20 protein-coding genes are annotated in these 20,530 nt (G+C 29.3%); 8 read left to right on the forward strand and 12 right to left on the reverse strand.

Translation table 11 applies throughout. From position 1 onward, the window contains the following. Positions 1-117 precede the first annotated feature (117 nt). The 5 genes from KPL37_RS11870 to KPL37_RS11890 form a co-directional block, all read right to left on the reverse strand. Entirely contained in the window at positions 118-402 is a 285-nt protein-coding gene (locus tag KPL37_RS11870; protein WP_216149599.1) for a hypothetical protein, read from the reverse strand. Positions 403-536: 134 nt separating this feature from the next. Continuing rightward, positions 537-1,874 (reverse strand): PTS sugar transporter subunit IIC, encoded by a 1,338-nt coding sequence (locus KPL37_RS11875; RefSeq protein WP_216149601.1) that lies wholly within the window; start codon positions 1,872-1,874, stop codon positions 537-539. 28 nt (positions 1,875-1,902) lie between these two features. Further along, a complete protein-coding gene (locus KPL37_RS11880; RefSeq protein ID WP_216149603.1) occupies positions 1,903-3,312 on the reverse strand; it encodes a GH1 family beta-glucosidase in 1,410 nt (469 codons plus the stop codon). Positions 3,313-3,462: 150 nt separating this feature from the next. After that, positions 3,463-3,771, reverse strand: a complete 309-nt coding sequence (locus tag KPL37_RS11885) for a PTS sugar transporter subunit IIB (RefSeq protein ID WP_216149605.1) — start codon at positions 3,769-3,771, stop codon at positions 3,463-3,465. Between the two features lie 48 nt (positions 3,772-3,819). Beyond that, entirely contained in the window at positions 3,820-4,149 is a 330-nt protein-coding gene (locus KPL37_RS11890; protein ID WP_216149607.1) for a PTS lactose/cellobiose transporter subunit IIA, read from the reverse strand. Positions 4,150-4,433: 284 nt separating this feature from the next. On the opposite strand from KPL37_RS11890, the gene KPL37_RS11895 reads away from it, so the two are divergent. The 8 genes from KPL37_RS11895 to KPL37_RS11930 all read left to right on the forward strand — a co-directional run bounded on the left by KPL37_RS11895 (position 4,434) and on the right by KPL37_RS11930 (position 13,762). Next, positions 4,434-7,100 (forward strand): sigma-54-dependent transcriptional regulator, encoded by a 2,667-nt coding sequence (locus tag KPL37_RS11895; protein ID WP_216149609.1) that lies wholly within the window; start codon positions 4,434-4,436, stop codon positions 7,098-7,100. Positions 7,101-7,363: 263 nt separating this feature from the next. Then, a complete protein-coding gene (locus KPL37_RS11900) occupies positions 7,364-8,164 on the forward strand; it encodes a histidinol-phosphatase HisJ family protein (RefSeq protein WP_216149611.1) in 801 nt (266 codons plus the stop codon). 28 nt (positions 8,165-8,192) lie between these two features. After that, positions 8,193-9,281: an ABC transporter substrate-binding protein gene (locus tag KPL37_RS11905; RefSeq protein ID WP_216149613.1), complete on the forward strand. Its 1,089-nt coding sequence runs from the start codon at positions 8,193-8,195 to the stop codon at positions 9,279-9,281. 83 nt (positions 9,282-9,364) lie between these two features. Next, positions 9,365-10,210 (forward strand): ABC transporter permease, encoded by an 846-nt coding sequence (locus KPL37_RS11910; RefSeq protein ID WP_216149615.1) that lies wholly within the window; start codon positions 9,365-9,367, stop codon positions 10,208-10,210. Positions 10,211-10,214: 4 nt separating this feature from the next. Then, positions 10,215-11,018 (forward strand): ABC transporter permease, encoded by an 804-nt coding sequence (locus tag KPL37_RS11915; RefSeq protein WP_216149617.1) that lies wholly within the window; start codon positions 10,215-10,217, stop codon positions 11,016-11,018. 1 nt (position 11,019) lies between these two features. After that, positions 11,020-12,036 (forward strand): ABC transporter ATP-binding protein, encoded by a 1,017-nt coding sequence (locus KPL37_RS11920; protein ID WP_216149619.1) that lies wholly within the window; start codon positions 11,020-11,022, stop codon positions 12,034-12,036. A 67-nt stretch (positions 12,037-12,103) separates the two neighbouring features. Next, positions 12,104-12,916 carry an alkaline phosphatase family protein gene (locus KPL37_RS11925; protein WP_216149621.1) on the forward strand — a complete coding sequence of 271 codons (813 nt, stop codon included), beginning with the start codon at positions 12,104-12,106 and terminating at the stop codon, positions 12,914-12,916. A gap of 54 nt (positions 12,917-12,970) precedes the next feature. Further along, positions 12,971-13,762, forward strand: a complete 792-nt coding sequence (locus KPL37_RS11930; RefSeq protein WP_216149623.1) for a DeoR/GlpR family DNA-binding transcription regulator — start codon at positions 12,971-12,973, stop codon at positions 13,760-13,762. Between the two features lie 140 nt (positions 13,763-13,902). Here KPL37_RS11930 and uhpT read toward each other — a convergent pair whose 3' ends face one another. The 7 genes from uhpT to KPL37_RS11965 form a co-directional block, all read right to left on the reverse strand. After that, on the reverse strand, positions 13,903-15,309 hold the full coding sequence (gene uhpT / locus KPL37_RS11935) for a hexose-6-phosphate:phosphate antiporter (RefSeq protein ID WP_216149625.1): 1,407 nt from the start codon (positions 15,307-15,309) through the stop codon (positions 13,903-13,905). Positions 15,310-15,349: 40 nt separating this feature from the next. Next, entirely contained in the window at positions 15,350-16,396 is a 1,047-nt protein-coding gene (locus tag KPL37_RS11940) for an ABC transporter substrate-binding protein (RefSeq protein WP_216149627.1), read from the reverse strand. 23 nt (positions 16,397-16,419) lie between these two features. Next, the gene (locus tag KPL37_RS11945; RefSeq protein WP_216149628.1) at positions 16,420-17,247 is read right to left on the reverse strand and encodes a DUF3919 family protein; all 828 of its coding nucleotides are present in this window, start codon (positions 17,245-17,247) and stop codon (positions 16,420-16,422) included. A gap of 101 nt (positions 17,248-17,348) precedes the next feature. Then, positions 17,349-18,770, reverse strand: a complete 1,422-nt coding sequence (locus KPL37_RS11950; RefSeq protein WP_484793063.1) for a sensor histidine kinase — start codon at positions 18,768-18,770, stop codon at positions 17,349-17,351. Between the two features lie 26 nt (positions 18,771-18,796). Further along, complete coding sequence (locus tag KPL37_RS11955) at positions 18,797-19,471, reverse strand: response regulator transcription factor (protein WP_216149631.1); 675 nt, start codon at positions 19,469-19,471, stop codon at positions 18,797-18,799. Positions 19,472-19,517: 46 nt separating this feature from the next. Then, the gene (locus KPL37_RS11960; RefSeq protein WP_216149633.1) at positions 19,518-20,156 is read right to left on the reverse strand and encodes a DUF1129 family protein; all 639 of its coding nucleotides are present in this window, start codon (positions 20,154-20,156) and stop codon (positions 19,518-19,520) included. Between the two features lie 5 nt (positions 20,157-20,161). Continuing rightward, a complete protein-coding gene (locus KPL37_RS11965; protein WP_246578253.1) occupies positions 20,162-20,515 on the reverse strand; it encodes a PadR family transcriptional regulator in 354 nt (117 codons plus the stop codon). Positions 20,516-20,530 lie beyond the last annotated feature (15 nt).

The following is a 20,530-nucleotide window of genomic DNA, read 5'->3' on the forward strand; positions in this document are numbered from 1 at the left end:
CTGATAATTATAAATTAGGGATAAAAGTTGCAACTGTTATACCCTGTATTTTATCAGCAGGTGCTCTTTTTTTCAAAGTTCATTTTAATTCATAACAGGAATGCTCCTTATTTTATTCTATTTATATAATCTATTTATAAAATTATTAACCTTCTTAATAGTAAATACTTCTTTTCTAGATAACCCTCTGTCAATTTGTTGATTATGCATTTTCATATCAATATATATAGGCTGTGGTGAAATATGTTTTTCTAAGTCAATAAGAAAGTAATTATATTTTTCTTGTTCAGTTCCAACAAATTTAAAATCAAAGTAATCAGTATAATTAGTTGAGAAATAATATAATATAGTAAAATCATCTTCATATCCCTTTACTAATAATTTATACATTTTTGTGTTCATACTTTTCCCTTCTTAATATTCGTATACATATATGAGCTGTAATCTTTATGATGGTTTTATGATATTTACCCGATATTTCTTATTAAGCAACAATATTTTATAAGAAATATCCGGCCAAAAATTAAATATTGTATTTACATATTTAAATCATTATTTTTTTCTAAAGCAACTGCTTCTTGTTCTGACTTATAGTTAATAGCATCTTGTTTCATAAAGAATGGGAAGTATGCCACACATGACCCTGCTATTATTGTTAATTGCCATAATGCACCCTTCCAACCTTGGAGAATAAAACCTGATATTATTGGAGGAGTTGTCCATGGAACTTCTACAGCAGAAAAAGGAGTTAAAATACCAAATTTTATTAAAAAATAAGTTCCTAGTGCTGTGAACACTGGTGTTAATACAAATGGTATAAACATAAATGGATTCATAACTATTGGGAATCCAAAGGTAACAGGTTCATTTATATTAAATAAAGCTGGTACTAGTGCCAATTTACCTAAAGTTTTTGATTGCCCTGATTTTCCTTTTACAATCATTGCAAGTACAAGTCCTAAGGTTATTCCAGAGCCTGTCATAGTTAAAGTATTCATAAATTGATTAGTTACTATATGCGCACCATTTGCAATAGTTAAAGCACTTCCACTATTAATAATTGCTTGATTCGCTAGCTCATTTGCAGTTAATAATCCTGTCATTACACCACCAACAATCATTGCTCCATGCACACCAAACCACCATAACAAAGGAGTAGCTATTGCAATAAGTAGAGCTCCTCCTAGAGAGTCCGTCGCGCCTTGTAATGGAATTTGTAATACTTTATATATCCATTCAATAAATGTTGTATCTAAAGCATATTTAAAGAACATAAAAACAAACATAGTACCAAGCATAATTACTGCAGCTGGTATTAAAGCTGCAAATTGATTAACAACACCTTGTGGTACTCCTTCTGGCATTTTGATTGTAATTTTCTTAGTTAAGAACCAAGAATATACTGCACCAATTATTAGGCCAACTATAATAGCTGTAACCATACCTTGACCACCTGTCCAGGTTTTATCAATTACATTTTCTACTACTACACTTTTATTATTAATTATAGCAGTAGCAGTAGATTTATTAATACCTAAAAATGTTACTAATGCTAATATTGCAGCAGTTAATGGCTCGTGGCCCTCATTTTTCGTGTAAGCATATGCTATACCCATTGTGGCAGCCATTGCCATTATTGCAAAAGATACACTATAAATTTGCATTAGTGGCATAGTCCAGTTCACACCAAAAATACTTGCTACCCAATCATTAAAAGGTTTATAAGGTATTTGTGCAAGCAATAAGAAAACAGACCCTACCAAAGTTAATGGCAATGTGTACAAGATTCCATCCTTTAATGCAATAACACCCTTAAGATTAACAAATTTCATTACTACAGGTATTACTTTATCCATTAATTTTTCATTCTCCATAATATGTTCCCCCTATATTATTAATAATTTAAAGATTTTCTCCTCTTTCCTCTATTATCTGTTTATACCAATAACCAGATAATTTTATCTTCCTATCTAAATTATTTTTATGATCTACATATATAAATCCGTATTGTTTCTTGTAGCCATTTAACCAACTAAGTAAATCAGTTGAAGACCACGCATAATATCCTTTAAGATTTATGCCCTCGGCTATAGCCTTTTTTATAGCTACTAAATGTTCTTCAATATATTTTATTCTAGGAACATCTACCACTTCATCTTGGATAATCACATCTTCATCACCTAGCCCATTTTCTGTGATATATATTTTTATGTCACCATAATTTGCTTTGAACATTTTTAGTCCCTCTAGGAATGCATCTGGTGCTATTTCCCAACCCCATTTTGTATACTTTTTATCATTCATTTTTACGGTTTTATATACACCATCAAAGGATACATTACCAGGTGCTCCTGTGGAATTATCTCTTGATGACTCTTTTGAATTTTCGAATTTAATATTTTTCATTACCCTTTGAGGTTGATAATAATTTAAGCCAATAAAATCATTATCATCTGCAGCGATTTTTATAATATTAAGTTCCTCTTGTGTCCACTCTGGGGTTAAATTATTTTCATTTAGGTATTTAACTACGTACTGTGGATACTCCCCTTTTAATACCGGATCATAATACCAAGCTATTCCATATTGATTTGCATGATATGCTGCGAATTCATTATCTGGATTGTTATCTATACTAAATGCAGGACTAAAAACATGAGTTATTCCTATTTCACCAAACTGCCTTAAGTTTTTATAAGCAACTACCGCTTTAGCATGAGCAGTAAACACATTATGTGTTGCTTGAAAGTATTTTTTTAAATCATTTTTAATGCCTGGTGGATGTGCACCAGCTAAATATCCCAAACTACAAAAGACAATGGTTTCATTAAATGTAATCCAATGCTTAACCCTATCTCCAAAAGCCTTATAACATACATTCGCATATTTAACAAAAGCATCTACAGTTCTTTTATTAGTCCAACCGCCACATTCTTCTAATACCTGTGGTATATCCCAATGATATAGAGTAACGAAAGGCACAATTCCATATTTTAAACATTCGTCAATGAGATTATTATAAAAATCTAACCCCTTTTGATTAATTTCGCCATCTCCGTCTGGAATTATCCTTGCCCAAGATATTGAAAATCTATAAGATTCAAGCCCAATTTCAGCCATTAGTTTAACATCTTCTTTGTATCTATGATAATGATCTACAGATACATCTCCATTAGTACCTTCAAATGTTTTACCCGGAATTTTGGAAAATACATCCCAATTAGAAATGCCTTTACCATCTTCATTCCATGCACCTTCTACTTGATATGAAGCTGATGCAGCTCCAAAAAGAAAATCATTTGCAAATTTCATAATTACATCCCTCGCTTTTATTATACTTGTAAATATAATTGAATTAACTTAATACATTAGGTATAATTAATAAAAGTGCCTCTTTATGTTACTTATTATATAGTGTCACGCTCATGTCACCAATTATTGTAACAAGGGAGGTGCTTTTAATTACTTATCAATTAATTTAAGTGCACTTTCTAATACTTTTTCGCCATTCATCATACCATAATCTATAGAAGCTATTACAGCAACTGGGATTCCTAATGCACCACATGTTTTTTGTGCCCTTGGTAACACATATCTTATTTGTGGTCCAAGTAACGCTACTGCAACTCCATCTAGATGTTTTGACATCTGAGCTTCTGGAAATGCCTCAATTTCCACTTCTAAACCCTTTGCCTTTGCTGCTTTTTCCATTTTTGTAACTAGTAAACTAGTTGACATACCTGCTGCACAAAATAATGCTATTTTAATCATAATATTGCCTCCTAAAAAATTTATTATTTAGTTCTCATATAATATTTGTTAATTTTCTTTAATTCCTAATAAAGGATTTATAGCTTTTCTTAATTCAATGATTTCACTAATTAGATTCTTTTCTGATATAGATGTCATTAAATGATCTTGTGCATGTACAAATAGAAGTGATACTTGAAGGTTTTCACCTGCAGCTTCTTTTTGTAATAATGAAGTTTGTATTTTATGAGTTTTATCAATCATTTCATTTGCCTTCTCGAGTAATGCATCTGCATCCTCATATTTTCCTTCCTTTGCTTTTGCAAGTGCTTCATATGCAAAAGATCTTGTTTCTCCTGAATTTATAATAAGATCCATTACTACTTTTTCAATTTCCATTTTTGTTCCTCCTCATATTTTAAATTTATAAAATATTTTTCCTAACTTGTTATACTACTTATATAGCAACTTGCGTGCCAAAACACTAAATGACCCGTCGCCGTGTGTAAACGGTTTAAATAATGCAACATTTTGTATAAGTGTATTAAGTTTCCATTAGCGTTTCAATTGATTTTTATTAGTGTTTCAATTGATTTTCATATAGTGTTTCGAAAAACAGAAAAATTGTATAGCATTACTCTACTCCAAAGGTATATAATATTAACAAAATGGGGGTTAATAAAATGAACAGAAAAGAAACCATATATACTTATCTACTAGAACAATCTGAAGATATAGGTGTTGATGCTCAATGTGTGTCAGCGATTTTAAATATTAGCAGAGCTAATGTTAGCCATGAACTTAATAACCTTTGTAAAGAAGGAAAAGTATATAAATCATCAGGAAGACCTGTTCTATTCTTTATTAAAAAAAATCAAAACACTACAGTTAAAGAATGTAAACTAGATGAACTCGTTAAAAATAACATAAGTTTAAAAACAGCAGTTGAACAAGTTAAAGCTGCGATACTATATCCACCTAAAGGGATGAACTGTTTAATTCTTGGAGATACCGGTGTTGGAAAGTCTATGTTTGCTTCTTTAATGTATGAATATGCCAAAGAGATGAAAGTTAAAGAGGATGGATCTCCTTTTATAGCATTTAATTGCGCTGATTATAGCAATAATCCACAGTTACTTACATCACAGCTTTTCGGTGTTAAAAAAGGTACCTATACTGGAGCTGAGTCAGACAAGATTGGACTAATTGAGAAAGCAAATGGAGGAATACTCTTCTTAGATGAAATACACAGACTTCCACCAGAAGGTCAAGAATCACTTTTTACTTTTCTAGATACTGGCTTATTTAGACGTATGGGCGAATATGAAAACAGAAAATCAGATGTATTAATTATTTCTGCTACTACAGAAAATCCAAATTCGGCCTTATTAAAAACATTTACTAGAAGAATTCCTATGATTATAACAATACCAACACTTAAAGATAGAACCTTAGAGGAACGATTTTTCATTATAAAGAGTTTTTTTAGGCAAGAAAGCATTCGTTTAAATAGAGATATACATGCATCCTTAAACACAATTAGATCATTTCTATCATATGATTGTCCTAATAATATTGGTCAACTTAAAAGCGATGTGCAACTGGTTTGTGCAAAGGCGTACTCAGAATTTCTAACAAATATAAAAAGTGATGTAAGGATTAACAGTAGCAGTCTACCTAATTATATTAAAGATGGTTTATATAAAGAAAAGGAACATAGGGTTATCTGGAATAAACTTATAAGTGAGGATATTGAGTATTTTAGATTTTCCAGTTCAGTTGATTTCACTTCCTATGATGATAATAAAGAGAAAAATAGCATTTATGAAATCATTGAGCAAAAACTAGAGGAATTAAAATTAAAAGGTGTTTCTGAGATTAATATTGAAAATATTTTAGAAAAAGACATAACAAAATATTTTCAAAAATGTATTACTGGGGTTTCGGATGATATTAACAGAAAAAACTTACTTAATATACTAGGTAAGGACATATTAAACTGTGTTGATGAAATAAATTATACTATATGTAATGAACTAAAAACTACCTTAAGCGATAATATTTACACTGCATTAGCTTTACATATCAATACATTGATTAAAAGAATAGGTAATAATAAAATTATAGTTAATCCTGAATTAAGTAAGTTAAAATTATTGTATCCTGTTGAATTTAAAGTAGCACTTAAAGCTAAAAAAATAATTGAAGATTTTGTACACCATGAAATTCCTGAAGATGAAGCAGGATATTTGACTATATTTCTAGTTCCGGAAGATCAATATCACCATAAGTTCTTGGAAAAAGTGAAAATTATAATCATAGCTCATGGTGAATCAACTGCAACCTCCATGTCAGATGTGGCCAATAAACTTTTAGGCGAAACTTATGTAATTGGTATTAATGCACCTTTAGAAATTAGTCCATCAAAAGTGTTAGATGATCTGAGAAAAGTAGTTCAAGAGAATTTTAGTTCTAGTGGTTATCTATTACTTGTTGACATGGGTTCACTAACAACTTTTGGAGAACTAATAGAGAAAGAATTTAATATTCCAGTAAAGGTAATATCTCTAGTTTCTACTCTTCATGTATTAGAAGCCGCTAGAAAAGCTTTACTTGGATTCTCATTAGATGATATATATAAAGAAGTTATCTCTGTAAATTCCTACAGGGAATTAAATAGAAATATAAACGAACCCCCCAATGACAAAAATAAGATAATAATAATAACTGCTTGTTTAACTGGTGAGGGCGGGTCTGTGGCGCTTAAAAGCTTTATTAATAATAATTTTAAATTTGATAAAGACGTATTTGAAGTTATACCACTTAACTGCTTAGATATGAATTACTTTAAAGAGCAATTAAAAAAGATACAAAAGGAAAAAGAAATTCTATTTATTGTTACATCCTTCCCTGTTGACTTAGATATAAAACAATATACTATGTTCGATGTAATAAGTATGAAAGTAGCAAAAGAACTTCAAGAAATTATCGATACCAAAACTACCCTTCTTAAAATGCGATTGGTCCTTAAAGAAAATATTGATAATTTGGATGGAGATGTACTTTACACTGATGTAACTCGATTTTTCAATAAAATAACCACAAATTTATCCATATCATTAACAGATGAAAATCTAATAGGCTTAATTCTTCATTTAGCCTTTACTATTAGTAGACTTAAAAAGGGAGACCCCTCAATAGAGTATCCTTATAAAGAGAAACTTATAAACAAACATAAAGAAATATATCAAGTGGTTAAAGAACAAATTGTTTTCTTATGCAATAAATATTATATAAATACAACAGATGATGAAATATGTTACATAATTAATATTTTAGTTGGTAATTAGCTACTATAGTGTTGATATATCCCGCACTTTAATGTAAAAATAAAATTTATATAACTAAACAAATGAATCAAAAGGAGCATTTTTTAGTGTTCTTCTTTTGATTCATTTTTTTATGAAAACATTGAATGTTGCTTTTGTATTTGGGTTAAGTTGTAAAACAACACTAAAACCAAGTTTTTAACAGAAAACAAACATTTGCTTAATGAGGATTTAACAATGAGTTATTATAATGTAATTGTAAGTTGATTAAGAGGAGGTTACAAATGAATATAACGGATCATCATGTTCATACAGAATTTTCAGGTGATTGTGATACACCGATGGAAGTTATAATTAATAGAACTACAGAACTTGGATTAAAGGAAGTAATGTTTACGGATCATATGGATTTTGCTTATCCAAGTACAGATATAAACTTTGAAGTAGATTATAAAAAGTACATAAATGTTTTAGAAAAACTTAGAATTAAATATAAAGAGATGGATATTCTAATGGGAGTTGAAGTTGGTTATCAGCCAGGTTTAAATGAAAGTATAAATGAATTATTAAACTCCTATGACTTTGATTTTGTAATATGTTCGTTGCACGCTTGGAATGGAGCAGCTCTGGATAAGGGTGATTTGTTTAAAGGTAGAAGTCAACAAGAAGGTTACAGAGCGTATTTTGAAAGTCTCAAATATACTCTAAAGAACTTTGATAATTTTGATGTAGTTGGACATTTAGATTTCATAAATAGATATGGGAATTTTGCGAATAAAACAATAAGATATGATGATTATAAAAATATCTTGGATAAAATACTATTAATGATAATAAACAAAGGAAAAGGTATTGAGCTTAATACCTCAGGATTAAGGTACAAGCTAAATTCTATGCATCCCAGTCGTGAAATATTAAAAAGATATCTTGAACTTGGTGGAAGAATTATTACAATAGGTTCAGATGCACATGTATTAAAAGATTTGTATGCAGATTTCGATAAAGCAATATTGCAGCTAAAAGAAATTGGATTTAAAGAGATTACAACATTTAAAAACAGAAAATCAAATTTTATAAAAATATAATTAGAATCAGATATTAGGAGGCGTTATTATGAATTCAAAAAAACTTTTAACTGTAGTCATTGCAGCAATTATTGTTACCACTTCAATGGTTGGTTGTGGAAAAAAAGCAGAACCAAATAAAGCTATAAAACAAAATATTACAGTAGCTGAATTAACTAAACTTGCAAAAAAAGAAGGACAGGTTGTAAGTGTTGGTATGCCTGATAGTTGGGCAAACTGGAAAGGCACATGGAATGATCTAAAAGTGAAATATTCAATTAACCATTCTGATACAGATTTATCAAGTGCTGAAGAGATTGCAAAATTTGAAGCTGAAAAGAAAAATCCCACAACTGACATTGGTGATATTGGTGTGGCTTTTGCTCCAATAGCTGTGGAGAAAGGTTTGACGTTGCCCTATAAGACTTCACATTGGGGAAGTGTACCTGCTTTTGCAAAGGATAAAGACGGTAACTGGATGGCAGCTTATACAGGAACAATGTCAATTTTAACAAATAAAGACTTAGTTAAAAATCCTCCAAAATCTTTCAAAGATATTTTAAATGGTAAATACAAAGTAACTATTGATGACGCTGCTTCTGCCACTCAATCACAATCCGCTGTTTTAGCAGCTGCTAAAGCTTTTGGAGGAGATGAATCTAATATTCAGCCAGGTCTTGATTTCTTTGCAAAACTTGCAAAGCAAGGCAGATTAGTAGTTAACAAAAATGATTTAGCAAGTGTTGAAAAAGGAGAAGTTCAGGTTACTCTTGTTTGGGATTTTAATGCATTAGGTTTTAAAGAAAAGATTGATCCAAAGAGATTTGATGTATGTATTCCTAGTGAAGGAAGTATCCGTACAGGATATTCAACTATAATAAATAAATATGCGCTTCATCCTTATGCTGCAATGCTTACTCGTGAATATATATTTAGTGATGAAGGCCAAATTAATTTAGCAAAGGGATTTGCTAAACCAGTAAGGGAAGATGTAAAGCTTCCAGCTGATGTTAAAGCTAAATTATTACCAAATGACCAATATAAAAATGTTAGCTCAATAGATGATAAAAAATGGGGTAAAACAGTTGAAACTCTTCCTCAGTTATGGCAAGAAAAAGTTCTAGCTAACATTAAATAATTAAATTTTTAGGCAATAGGAGGTAAAGTTCCTATTGCCAAAGTACTATAAAGATTATTTCATTTATAGAGGAAGGTGCATAAATGTTTAAAAATAAAAAATCATTATTATTTATAGTTCAAGCATTAGTACCTTTTGTGGTAATAACTTTATTATTCTTGTTATTGCCAAGTATTCTAATGATGATAGATAGCTTTAAGAATGGAAGTGGCGGTTTTACTTTAGAAAACTATAAAACATCACTTACTAATATGTTTTATCTAAAAGCAATAACCAATAGTATTGGAATATCTTTAATTTCAAGTTTAATTGGGCTTGTAATTGCTTTAATATGTGCTTATTCTATTTCTAATTTTAGTGAAAAAGTACAAAACAGTATTATTACAATTTTAAATATGACTTCAAATTATACAGGTGTTCCTTTAGCTTTTGGATACATTCTGCTTCTTGGAAACACTGGTATATTTGTTCTATTATTTAAACATTTCGGATTAAATTCCTTAAGTAATTTTAATATTTATTCATGGGTAGGACTTATTATAACCTATGTATATTTTCAAATACCACTCGCTATTATGATTTTATATCCATCATTTTTAGGTATAGAAAAAGAGTGGAGACAATCAGCAATGTTACTTGGAGCAAATTCATTTAAGTTTTGGACTAAAATTGGCATACCAGTATTACTTCCAAGTATAGTAGGAACTTTAAGTATTTTATTTGCAAATGCTATGGGTGCTTATGCAACAGCTTATGCTTTAGTAGGAAGAAATTATAACCTTTTAACTATAAGAATTGGTTCTTTAGTAGTTGGTGATATAATGCCTCAACCTGACCTTGCTGGTGCATTAGCAGTAATACTTGGAATAACTACAATAAGTATGATGATGATAAATGAAAAAATGAGTAAATACATTAAGAGAGGATAATATAATGAAAAAGAAAATGTGGTTGCACAAAACAATAATATGGATACTTATGACATATCTTTTACTTCCCATAATAGCAACCTTTATATATTCTATAGCAAGTGAATGGTATAAGACAATATTACCACCATCATATACTCTAAAGTGGTATAAAAGTTTATTTAGTGATGTTAGATTTTGGAATGCTATGGGACGTTCACTGTTTGTGTCTATAGTTCCAGTAATAATTAGTTTGGTCATACTACTTCTAGCAATTTTTGTAGTAACTGTTTATTTGCCAAAATATGAGAAAGTGTTAAAGACTATAGTAATATTACCCTATGTTATACCAGGAGTAGTGCTTGCAATTGCATTAATTAAATTATTTTCCGATACTCTTGGTAATTCAGTATGGCTGCTTATATTTGCATATTCGGTATTTATACTACCCTTTATGTATCAGGGAATTAGAAATAGTTTAAGAACTATAGATGTTAAACAATTAGTTGAAGCTTGTGAACTATTAGGGGCAACAAAGATACAAGCCTTTACAAAAGTAGTTGTTGCAAATATAATGCCAGGAATAAAGGTTTCCGTTTTATTATCATTTTCAACACTGCTAGGTGAATTTACATTAATTAATCTTCTTATTGGAGGACGTTATGAAACAATACAAATAATGCTATATAAAATGCTTAGGGAATCCGGTCATATTTCCAGTGCATTGGTTACAACATATTTTTCAATAATCCTCGTAATATCTTATATTGGACTAAGTTTGAGCAAAGGAATACAAACACGAAAAGTTACAAAAGTAGGGGTGAAATAAAATGAGTTATTTAGTTATAAATGATGTTGAAAAGAGTTTTGGAGAACTAAACGTATTGAAGAAAACTTCATTAAGTATTGAAAAAGGACAATTAGTAACGCTACTTGGTCCTAGTGGAAGTGGTAAAAGTACTCTTCTTAAAAGTATTGCAGGACTTGAGAGCATAGATGCTGGCTCTATTATAGTTGATGGAGAAGATATAACTAGCAAAGAGCCAAGAAAAAGAGATGTAGGAATGGTATTTCAACAATATGTTCTTTTCCCTAATATGAATGTTTATGATAATATAGCCTTTGGACTAAAACTAAGAAAAATGAATAAAAACGATATAGATAAAAAAGTCAAGGAAGTTTTAAATTTAGTTGAAATGCAAGATAAAATGTATTCATATGCTCATGAACTGTCAGGTGGTCAGCAGCAACGTGTCGCCTTAGCACGCTCCATAATATTAGAACCTAAAATATTACTTTTTGATGAACCACTTAGTGCATTAGATAGAAAGATTAGACGGAATTTACAAATACAAATTAAAAAAATTCAAAGAGAGTTGGATATAACAAGTGTATTTGTAACTCACGATCAAGAAGAAGCAATGATTATTTCTGATAAAGTGTATATAATGAATAATGGTATCATAGAGCAAAGTGGAAAGCCAAAAGAAATATATAATAATCCTAAAACTTCATTTATTGCAAGATTTATAGGTAATTATAACGTGCTTAGTAAAGATATTTTTCAGCAAAATTTTAAGAAAGATATAAATACTAAAGAAATTGCAATAAGACCTGAAGTAATACAAATAACTAAAGAAGAACTTGGAAATGATGTAGAATATAATTTGAAAAATTGTGAAATAACGGACGTTTCAATAGTAGGAAGTGTAATAAGATATGAAACTAGAAAAGACAATCTTATTATGAATATAGATGTTATTAACAATGATGTTTATGATATAAAATTAGGAGACAAAGTAAATATATTTGTACCTAAAAAACAATGCATATTTCTTACAGCATAAACAAAGTAGAAGTAATTTAAAGATAGATTGAGATCATAAAGAAGTTATTTTATACAAGGAGGCCACAATGAATAAGGTTATATTAGTATTGCTAGATGGGTTAAATTATGAGACAGGTAGATCAAGAATGGGATTTATGAATCATCTTGTAGAAATGAAAAAAGCTCAATTTTACAAAGTAATATCTGCACTTCCAAGTTTGTCTAGACCACTATATGAGACTATATTAACTGGGACAAACCCAATAGATCATGGAATTACTAACAATGGTATCAATAGAAGATCAAAAGAAGAGAGCATATTTAGTATAGCGCACAAGGCAGAACTCAAGACCGGTGCAGCTGCATACCACTGGGTAAGTGAGCTTTATAACAAATCTCCATTCAATTATATGGAAGATAGAATCCAAAATGATGATGCAATGAACATCCAAAATGGTATATTTTATTTTGATGACGCTTATCCAGATAGTCATTTGTTTTTAGATGGTGAGTATATTAGAAAAACTTATGATCCAGACTTTTTATTTATACATTCTATGAATATCGATTTAGTTGGTCATTTATATTCAAGTGAATCCAAGGAATATAAGAAAAAAGCATTAGAGGTTGATAGTATATTATCAAATTACGTTCTAACATGGATGAAACAGGGATATCAAATTATAGTTACTGCAGATCATGGCATGAACTCTGATTTCAACCATGGTGGGATAGAAGATGATGAAAGACATGTTCCAATGTGGACCATCGGAGAACAATTTGTTTCGGCTGATTGTTATGAAATAAGTCAATTATTGATTTCCCCAACTATTTGTAGAATATTAGGTGTAGCCCCTAGCAAAAAAATGATTAAGGAAAAATTTATAGGGATAAAATAATATATATTATTAGATGTTATAATGAAGATGTGAAAGAATAAATATTGGGTAAAGGTGATTAAATTGACAGTTCTATTAGATGAGAGAAAAAATCGTATATTGTATGAATTAGATAATTATGAGAAAGTATCAGTTACACAACTTGCAAAAAAATTTGGAGTTACTACAGAGACTATTAGGCGCGATTTAGACGCTTTAGAGAGTGAATACAAATTAAAGAGAATTCATGGTGGAGCAATAAAAGTTTCATTTGATAGACAGGAACCTTCTCATATCAAAAAAAGAAATGTATATAGAGAAGAAAAACAAAGAATAGGACGTAAAGCAGCAAGCTTAATAAATGATAATGACATAATAACTATAGATACTGGAACCACAACCTGTGAGATACTTTACTATATTAAGGATAAGAAGAATTTAACGATTTTACTAAATACAGTAGCTGGGCTTAATATATTGATAGATCTAAAAAATAAAGGAGTTTTTGATGGCAAAATAATTTTTCTAGGTGGAGAAATAAATGCTGATCAACTATCATGCGTCGGACCTATAAGTGAAAATATTCTAAAAAATTTTTATGTAGATAAGTCATTCATAGGAGTTGGAGGAGTAAGTTTGCAAAATGGCCTTACCGGCTATGATGTCAATGAAGCCAACTTATCAAAAATGATAATGGAAAATTCAAAGGAAGTTATAATAGTTGCGGATCATTCTAAGATTGGAGTAAGAAATTTTTATAAAATAGAAGATATTGAAAATGTTAATGTTATAGTTTCTGATGTTGAAACCCCTAATGAATGGAGTAATAGTTTAAATGAATATGGAATTGATTGGATTAAAGCATAAAATAGTTTATTATAGGCTGCTCATTAAATCAATGTTAATAATTTAAGGGATATCCTAATTTAGGATATCCCTCGTGAATTTCATTTATATAAGTACAATCATTTCTTTACTAACTCTACTAAATATATACCTTTATTAAACTATGCTACTAATTTTTCTTCTTTTATTTGATTTCTTATTTTCATCTCTTCCCCATAAGCAACAACTAATAGAAGCAAAACTCCCATAATAAGAGCACCATAGAATACTATAAATACATCATTCCATCCATGAAGATGTAGACCGCCAACAGATATACCTGCGGATTTAGGGTCTGCTATTTTTGCTAATACAACCTTAGCTGTAGAGTCTCCAAATAAATATCCAAAAGTACCACTCAAGCCATTAACTACTGCAATAGACTTCTTGGGCGCGAACCCTACCAGTGATATCCCTATTAATAATTGAGGCCCAAATATTAATGAACCAAGAGCAAACAATGAAACATTTACCATTGCAACGCTTGTAGCATATCTATATCCTAGTACTGCAAATGCAGTTAAAAGTAAGCAGAATACTGCAACTATAGCTCTTCTTCCGTTTAACAAGTCAGATATATATCCCCAAGAAAGACTACCTAATAGTGCTCCCATTTCAAAATAAAATATTGTATTTACTGCATCACTCATTCCAAAATGTAATTGCTCTGTAACATACAATGGTGCCCAGTTATCTACTCCAATACGCACTATGTAAACGAAAACATTAGCTACACATAAAATCCAAATCCAAGGATTCTTTAACACATGGGTCTTGAATATTTCAAATTTACTCATATTATCTAATTCATCATCATTTTCATTCTTAGGCTCATTGAATATTTCTTGTGCTGAATTCCAGCCTAATTCCTCTGGTTCATCTTTTCCAATAAATAAAACTATAAACCCAACAGTCATTGCTACTATAGCCGGAACTATAAACATTCCTGCGACTTTACCATGAAAAAATGTATTTGCTCCCCATAATGCTAGCATTCCAGCTAATGCCCCACCAATATTATGTGACATGTTCCAAAAACCTAAGTATCTTCCCCTTTTTTTAGTTGGTGTCCATCTAGTAATTGTTGAATAGGAACTTGGTCCACCTGGAGATTGGAAAAATCCACTTAATCCCCAGAACAAAAGAATAGCTCCAGTAGGCTTTTTACCTGATAATAAAATAATTCCAATTATAAATACCATTGTTGCAGACATGATTAATAAAACTGCTATTATACGTTTTGCATTTTTACCATCAATAAAATATCCTAGAAGAGTTTTACCTATAGCATAAGTTATAGAAAAACTAAAACCTATATATCCAAGCTCTGACGTAGTGAATCCTAACTCCTGCTTTAGCAAAGGTTGTCCAGCTTTAAAATTATTTCTAATTAAGTACATGCTTACATACACAGCGAATAGAACAAAGAATGCTTTTAAAAATTCCTTAAACCATCTTTGTCTTTGTTCTTCAATAGGTACACATGCTTTTACTTTGTGAACACTAAAAAAATCAATTACTTTATTCATTTTTATTCCTTCCTCTCTATATTATAAATTACTCTAAAAACTACTTCAAACTATTCCACATTTTCATTAATTTCTCTCTATCATCACTTGCTTTTCTAAAATCATATTCATCATATATATCTAGCTCATAAAAATTTATACCTTTGTTACTTTTTATATCTTTTCTTGTGGACATACCCAAGGAAATATTTTTTAACATATATTCCATTTCTTTGCTAGTACAAAAATCTATAAAGTATTTTCCTATATCGCCATTAGGTCCATTTTTAATCTTTGAAATTGCATCTATATTCCAACCACCATTCTTAGGTACATTGGTTACTATATTAAATCCTGAATTTTTAACAAGCAGCTGATCTCCAAGAAAATTTATTGCTATTAAATACTCCCCAGTTGCAACCTTTTGAGCCGGTGTATATCCATTAGTTGTAAATTGACCTACATTAGCTTTTATTCCCTTTAATAAAATTTCCGCTTTTTTTTCTCCTAGACTTTGTACTATAGAAGCTATCATTGTATAAGCTGTTCCAGATGTATTAGCATCCGGCATTACAATTTCTTCCTTATATATAGGATTTAATAAATCCGCATAGGTTTTAGGAATTTTTAATCCTTTATGTGAATATTCTGAATCCCATCTGTCCTTATTAACAGCAATAGCCAAAGGCTCCACTTCAAAACCAATCCAGTATCCTTGTTTATCCTTATAGTTTTCTTGTATACTATCATAATTTTGAGAAATATATTTTTCTGAAAGTTTTTCTTTTTTCATTAATGTATGAACATCACAAGATCCCCCCATAAATATGTCTGCCTTAGCATATTTTTTTTCAGACCGAACTCTTGCTACTGCTTCTTGTGTAGACATTCTCATATATTCATATGTGCACCCTGTTTTATCTTTAAAAAGCTCTAAAAGTGCTCTTCCTACTTCATCTCTAGATGCCACATACACTACCAAATGCTTTCCTTTTAAATCTGGATATCCACCTTTGAAAGTTGCTTTCTCAGGTTTTACATTGCAGGAAATCATATTTAAAGACATAACTATTATTAGCACAAACAAGATAAATCTTTTTAATTTCATTTGAAATCCTCCTCAGTTTAAAGTTATAATTTATTATTAACTATTTTTTTGCATATATCCTTGAGTTTCCCTCTCATATATATATGTCTTCCGTTTTCATCACCCATATATTGAACAACAAAAAAGTCATTATAATAGACATCAATATTTACAACATTATAACTTTTAACCTTTAGAAGAGTATCATCATCATCAATATAAATTTTAATATGTGCTAAAGCTTCTTTTTTATCTGTTGTCAAAGCTATAATTTCTTCATCATTTTCAAGCTTTATTGAATTACGTATTACAGTTTTTATACTTTCCTTATCTGCATTACCTAGTTTTTTAACTGAATTATTAGAATCCACAATCGTCATCCGATTACGAAAATTCATAAAATTCACTATGTTAGATGGTGAATATAGATAAGTTAATAAATTGTTTCTTAAACTATTTATTAATGGTAATTTATAACTATCGTTGTATGTATAATTATTTAAAGCTAACACATTACTTATATTAAATGTGTCCTTAGTTCCATTTAAATAATAAACTGTTCCCTTAATACTAATTTGACTACCTTTGTTAACATAGTCTTTCGCACCAAAAGAGTCCTTTGTAATTTCATTTATAGAACTCCATATCTTTTTTATAGAATTCTCATCCTCAAAAACATATTTACCCCATCTTTCGTTCGTAATTTCAATTTTTAAAGGTATAGACATATTGATTTTTTTTACTACCTCCTCTTTATCATGTATTATTGTAGTTTTATTGAAAAAATACCTATAATTAAAATTTGTTATCATAATGCATGAAAGTATTATAATAGTATATGTTGCTATAATCTTAAATCTTGAATTAATCATTTTTACTCCTTGTTATACTTACTATAATAAAGGTTAAATCTATAATAAACGTTTCATAAATGTTTCATAAATGTAACATTTAACGTTTTCATTGATATAATTTACTTTTTAAAAATTATTTTTACTGATGTATACTTTTTAATTTCACTATAGATTTCTATGTTTCCGTCTTGTTTCTTCATTATTTCCTTACATATAGAAAGACCTAAACCATTTCCATTTTCACTTTTAGAATTTTCTTTACTAACCCTATAAATAGGTTCAAAAATCTTATGTAAATACTGTTCTTCTATTCCTATTCCATTATCGATTACAGATAATATTATGGCATTTTCTTTATCTTCCATTTTTATAATAATACTAGTACATTCGCTATACTTTATAGCATTATCTAAAACATTCAAAATCACTTGTTTAGTTTTGTCCCTATCTATAAAAATTTTTACATCAAATAAATCTTTTATTATCTCTATATCATATTTATTTAATCTTAGTTGTATAATATTTAAAGTTTCTTCTATAACTTCATTTAAATTATTGTTATTCCTATCCACATTAAATTCAGTCTTGTCAAGCTTTGACATGTCCAGAAGCTCCTCTACTAACCTTAACAGCCTTTCTCCTTCCTCTTTTATATAAGCTAAACTTTCATCTATGTCTTCCTTATCCTGAAGTCTAGGTATTAATTCTGAATATCCTATTATAGCTGTTAATGGTGTCTTAAATTCATGAGTAACATTATCTAAAAAGTCCTTTTGCTTTTGCTTCTCTTTCTTTAAACTTTCTATAGAAGCTCTTATACTTTCAGACATCACATTAAAAGTCTCAGCTAAGTCTTCTATCTCATCTCCACTTTTAATCTCTATTTTACTGTCATATTTTCCTGATGCAACCTTTTGCGATATAACCTTTAACTTTTTTATAGGTCCTGCTATGTTCTCCGAAAAAAGATTACTCAATAACCAGGATATTAAAACTGATATTGATGCTATAATTCCCATAATTATAAACATATTCTTTATGATTTTTTGTCCACTATCTACTGGATAAATATATCTTACGCATCCCAGTGTTCTATCTTTTAAATATATAGGGCTTGAGAATAACACATAGATGTTTCCATCAATATTTTTTACTACATAAGCTTTATCACCCCTTAAAGAATTAGTTATATCCTCATCATAAAGATTAACGCTGTTCATAACTGAATCTGCTAAAATATTTCCATTCTTATCATATGTTTGTATTCTAAAATTTAATTTATTAGATAGAAATGTGTTAATAAGGGGTGCTTTATTAAGAAAGTTAGTTTCCACATCTGTTTTATTATCTTTTTTAATATAGTTTGCTATATATAACTGAGCACTATAACTTTCCTGTGTTAAGAAGTCAATGGCACTTTTTATAACATTACTATATAGATTATTGATAATTATTATATACATAAAAGTTATAGCAGGAATTAGTATACCCATGTTCATAAGCATAATCTTAGTTTTTATCTTTAATTTTACTTTTTTCACTAAAACACATCCTTAAAATATTTTTTTTACAATTCTAGTCTATAGCCTACCCCATACAAAGTATTTAAGTTCTCTGAATATGGGCTTATTTTTTTTCTCAGCCTTTGTATTAAAATATCTACAGCTCTAGTATTACCTTCGTACTCATATCCCCAAACCCTATCTAAAAGCTCTTCTCTTGTAAAAACCTTATTGTGATTTTCCATCATTAGTAGCAAGATATCAAACTCCTTATAAGTAGTCACAACTTCTTTTCCATCTACAAATACCTTTCTTTCATCCTTTAAAATTCTTATAGCCTTTATATTTATCTCATTTTTTTTAGCTTTTATTTCTTTTTTCTTAATTCTTTTTGTTATGGCCTTTATTCTTAAAATAAGCTCTGTGCTATTAAATGGTTTTGTTATATAATCATCTGCACCCAACTGAAGACCTAAAAGCTTATCATTTATTTGGCACTTTGCAGTAAGCATTATCACTGGAATGTCACTATCTATTTGCTGAAATTTTTGTATAATTTCATGTCCACTTATATCTGGCAGCATAATATCTAATATAACCAATTCTGGTTTTTCTCTCTTAAATTTATCAACAGCATCCGTCCCTGTCATACTTATAATCACTTCATATCCCTCAAGTTTCAAATTCATCCTAATTAAATTAACTATACTTTTCTCATCATCTACTACTAGTATTTTCATAAAAATAACCACCTTCTATTAATTTTATCTGTATTATCACCTAACATTATACAAAATAATTATACCATTTAAACTTATTATCTAATCTTTTACATATAATATGATTTATTAAAATGAAAAATACACATATAATTGCCACGTAATATCCATTAAGCTGTAAATTACAATATTTTATTATTATAAGTTCTATTGGAAATAAACATAACATGGATCCTGAGACTATTAAAAGTATACATATAATCTTATTTTTTAAGCCTTTAAATTTCAAACACAACTTTTTGTAAAAGAAATTTAATATGTATTTATAAAGAAACCATGTAAGTAGCACTGTTACGATAGTGCTTGATTCAACCTCTAATCCAAATGCTTCAAATAAAAAAGTTATTATAAGTAAAAAACATAAATCTATGTTCATTTTTTTTAAAACATATAACAATTTAACGCTCTTATTATTATAGGATTTTACTATATCTTCACAAAAGCTTTTAATATCATTTCCAACTATGTCGCTAATAGGTGTTCCATTCTCTTGTGCAGATAGTAACATGTCCTTCATATCATCATCTACCTCAATCGAAAACTTATTTTCAGGAGAAATATTACAACTTTGCAGATAACTCATAATATCAAAATGAGTTATTAAGTAATCTCCAGTTAATTTGTTATTAAAGATAGGATCTTTCACCTTTATCACTCCTCTAGAATTTTATTCACATTTACATACAATGCGTCCCAATATACCTTAAAATTATTAAGTTCTTTTATACCCTCCTCAGTTACATTAAAATATTTTCTAGTCATTCCATTTTGCTCTTTTCGTTTTTCTGATATTATTAACTCTTTTTTTTCTAATCGCAATAAAAGTGGATATACTGTTCCTTCTACCATATCTTTAAATCCGTTATTTTTTAACTTAATTAATAATCCATACCCATAAGTTTCTTCTTTAGAAATTATACTTAAAATACACCCTTCTAAAATACCTTTTAATACTTGAGTGTTATTTCCCATTTTATCACCGCCTATAATTACTATGTAATACATAGTATATTCCAAGTA

It is taken from the genome of Clostridium frigoris, assembly GCF_018861865.1.
GTDB classification, from domain to species: Bacteria; Bacillota; Clostridia; order Clostridiales; family Clostridiaceae; genus Clostridium_AD; species Clostridium_AD frigoris.